The sequence below is a fragment of the Pseudomonas sp. A-RE-22 genome (assembly GCF_019956035.1).
Lineage (GTDB): Bacteria > Pseudomonadota > Gammaproteobacteria > Pseudomonadales > Pseudomonadaceae > Aquipseudomonas > Aquipseudomonas brassicacearum.
Window position 1 is genome coordinate 1 of sequence record NZ_JAHBCZ010000087.1, and the last position, 3,237, is coordinate 3,237.

At 51.8% G+C, this 3,237-nt stretch carries 2 rRNA genes; both read right to left on the minus strand.

Annotated features, from left to right (window positions below):
* Nucleotides 1–2 precede the first annotated feature (2 nt).
* Nucleotides 3–118: ribosomal RNA gene (gene rrf, locus KGA89_RS28625) — 5S ribosomal RNA — on the minus strand.
* A 168-nt stretch (nucleotides 119–286) separates the two neighbouring features.
* Nucleotides 287–3,178 (minus strand): 23S ribosomal RNA (locus KGA89_RS28630).
* Between the last annotated feature and the right edge of the window lie 59 nt (nucleotides 3,179–3,237).

Sequence of the window (3,237 nt, forward strand, 5' to 3'; positions counted from 1 at the left end):
AATCTTGACGATGACCTACTCTCACATGGGGAAACCCCACACTACCATCGGCGATGCATCGTTTCACTGCTGAGTTCGGGATGGGATCAGGTGGTTCCAATGCTCTATGGTCGTCAAGAAATTCGGGTACTGAGTCGTGGCCAGTTGGCCTCGCTTCAGCAAATTGGGTATGTGATAGCTTCGGTGTTTTGTGAGATTCGAACTTTCGGTTCGTTTCGTCTTCACACACCGCAATCTGGTCTCGTTCGCTTTTCAGCTCGGAGGATACAAATTGCTTGGGTGTTATATGGTCAAGCCTCACGGGCAATTAGTACAGGTTAGCTCAACGCCTCACAGCGCTTACACACCCTGCCTATCAACGTCGTAGTCTTCGACGGCCCTTCAGGGGACTCAAGGTCCCAGTGAGATCTCATCTTGAGGCAAGTTTCCCGCTTAGATGCTTTCAGCGGTTATCTTTCCCGAACATAGCTACCCGGCAATGCCACTGGCGTGACAACCGGAACACCAGAGGTTCGTCCACTCCGGTCCTCTCGTACTAGGAGCAGCCCCTCTCAAATCTCAAACGTCCACGGCAGATAGGGACCGAACTGTCTCACGACGTTCTAAACCCAGCTCGCGTACCACTTTAAATGGCGAACAGCCATACCCTTGGGACCGGCTTCAGCCCCAGGATGTGATGAGCCGACATCGAGGTGCCAAACACCGCCGTCGATATGAACTCTTGGGCGGTATCAGCCTGTTATCCCCGGAGTACCTTTTATCCGTTGAGCGATGGCCCTTCCATACAGAACCACCGGATCACTAAGACCTACTTTCGTACCTGCTCGACGTGTCTGTCTCGCAGTCAAGCGCGCTTTTGCCTTTATACTCTACGACCGATTTCCGACCGGTCTGAGCGCACCTTCGTACTCCTCCGTTACTCTTTAGGAGGAGACCGCCCCAGTCAAACTACCCACCATACACTGTCCTCGATCCGGATAACGGACCTGAGTTAGAACCTCAAAGTTGCCAGGGTGGTATTTCAAGGATGGCTCCACGCGAACTGGCGTCCACGCTTCAAAGCCTCCCACCTATCCTACACAAGCAAATTCAAAGTCCAGTGCAAAGCTATAGTAAAGGTTCACGGGGTCTTTCCGTCTAGCCGCGGATACACTGCATCTTCACAGCGATTTCAATTTCACTGAGTCTCGGGTGGAGACAGCGCCGCCATCGTTACGCCATTCGTGCAGGTCGGAACTTACCCGACAAGGAATTTCGCTACCTTAGGACCGTTATAGTTACGGCCGCCGTTTACCGGGGCTTCGATCAAGAGCTTCGCGTTAGCTAACCCCATCAATTAACCTTCCGGCACCGGGCAGGCGTCACACCCTATACGTCCACTTTCGTGTTTGCAGAGTGCTGTGTTTTTAATAAACAGTCGCAGCGGCCTGGTATCTTCGACCGGCGTGGGCTTACGCAGCAAGTGCTTCACCCTCACCGGCGCACCTTCTCCCGAAGTTACGGTGCCATTTTGCCTAGTTCCTTCACCCGAGTTCTCTCAAGCGCCTTGGTATTCTCTACCCAACCACCTGTGTCGGTTTGGGGTACGGTTCCTGGTTACCTGAAGCTTAGAAGCTTTTCTTGGAAGCATGGCATCAACCACTTCGTCACCCAAAAGGTAACTCGTCATCAGCTCTCGGCCTTGGAATCCCGGATTTACCTAAGATTCCAGCCTACCACCTTAAACTTGGACAACCAACGCCAAGCTGGCCTAGCCTTCTCCGTCCCTCCATCGCAATAACCAGAAGTACAGGAATATTAACCTGTTTTCCATCGACTACGCTTTTCAGCCTCGCCTTAGGGACCGACTAACCCTGCGTCGATTAACGTTGCGCAGGAAACCTTGGTCTTTCGGCGTGGGTGTTTTTCACACCCATTGTCGTTACTCATGTCAGCATTCGCACTTCTGATACCTCCAGCAAGCTTCTCAACTCACCTTCACAGGCTTACAGAACGCTCCTCTACCGCATCACTTGCGTGATACCCGTAGCTTCGGTGTATGGTTTGAGCCCCGTTACATCTTCCGCGCAGGCCGACTCGACTAGTGAGCTATTACGCTTTCTTTAAAGGGTGGCTGCTTCTAAGCCAACCTCCTAGCTGTCTAAGCCTTCCCACATCGTTTCCCACTTAACCATAACTTTGGGACCTTAGCTGACGGTCTGGGTTGTTTCCCTTTTCACGACGGACGTTAGCACCCGCCGTGTGTCTCCCATGCTCGGCACTTGTAGGTATTCGGAGTTTGCATCGGTTTGGTAAGTCGGGATGACCCCCTAGCCGAAACAGTGCTCTACCCCCTACAGTGATACATGAGGCGCTACCTAAATAGCTTTCGAGGAGAACCAGCTATCTCCGAGCTTGATTAGCCTTTCACTCCGATCCACAGGTCATCCGCTAACTTTTCAACGGTAGTCGGTTCGGTCCTCCAGTTAGTGTTACCCAACCTTCAACCTGCCCATGGATAGATCGCCCGGTTTCGGGTCTATTCCCAGCGACTAGACGCCCTATTAAGACTCGCTTTCGCTACGCCTCCCCTATTCGGTTAAGCTCGCCACTGAAAATAAGTCGCTGACCCATTATACAAAAGGTACGCAGTCACCCAACAAAGTGGGCTCCCACTGCTTGTACGCATACGGTTTCAGGATCTATTTCACTCCCCTCTCCGGGGTTCTTTTCGCCTTTCCCTCACGGTACTAGTTCACTATCGGTCAGTCAGTAGTATTTAGCCTTGGAGGATGGTCCCCCCATATTCAGACAAAGTTTCTCGTGCTCCGTCCTACTCGATTTCACTTCTAAGATCCTTTCGCGTACAGGGCTATCACCCACTATGGCCGCACTTTCCAGAGCGTTCCGCTAAAATCAAAGAAGCTTAAGGGCTAGTCCCCGTTCGCTCGCCACTACTAAGGGAATCTCGGTTGATTTCTTTTCCTCAGGGTACTTAGATGTTTCAGTTCCCCTGGTTCGCCTCTTGCACCTATGTATTCAGTACAAGATAACCATCTTATGATGGCTGGGTTCCCCCATTCAGACATCTCCGGATCAAAGTCTGTTTGCCGACTCCCCGAAGCTTTTCGCAGGCTACCACGTCTTTCATCGCCTCTGACTGCCAAGGCATCCACCGTATGCGCTTCTTCACTTGACCATATAACCCCAAGCAATCTGGTTATACTGTGAAGACGACATTCGCCGAAAATTCGATCT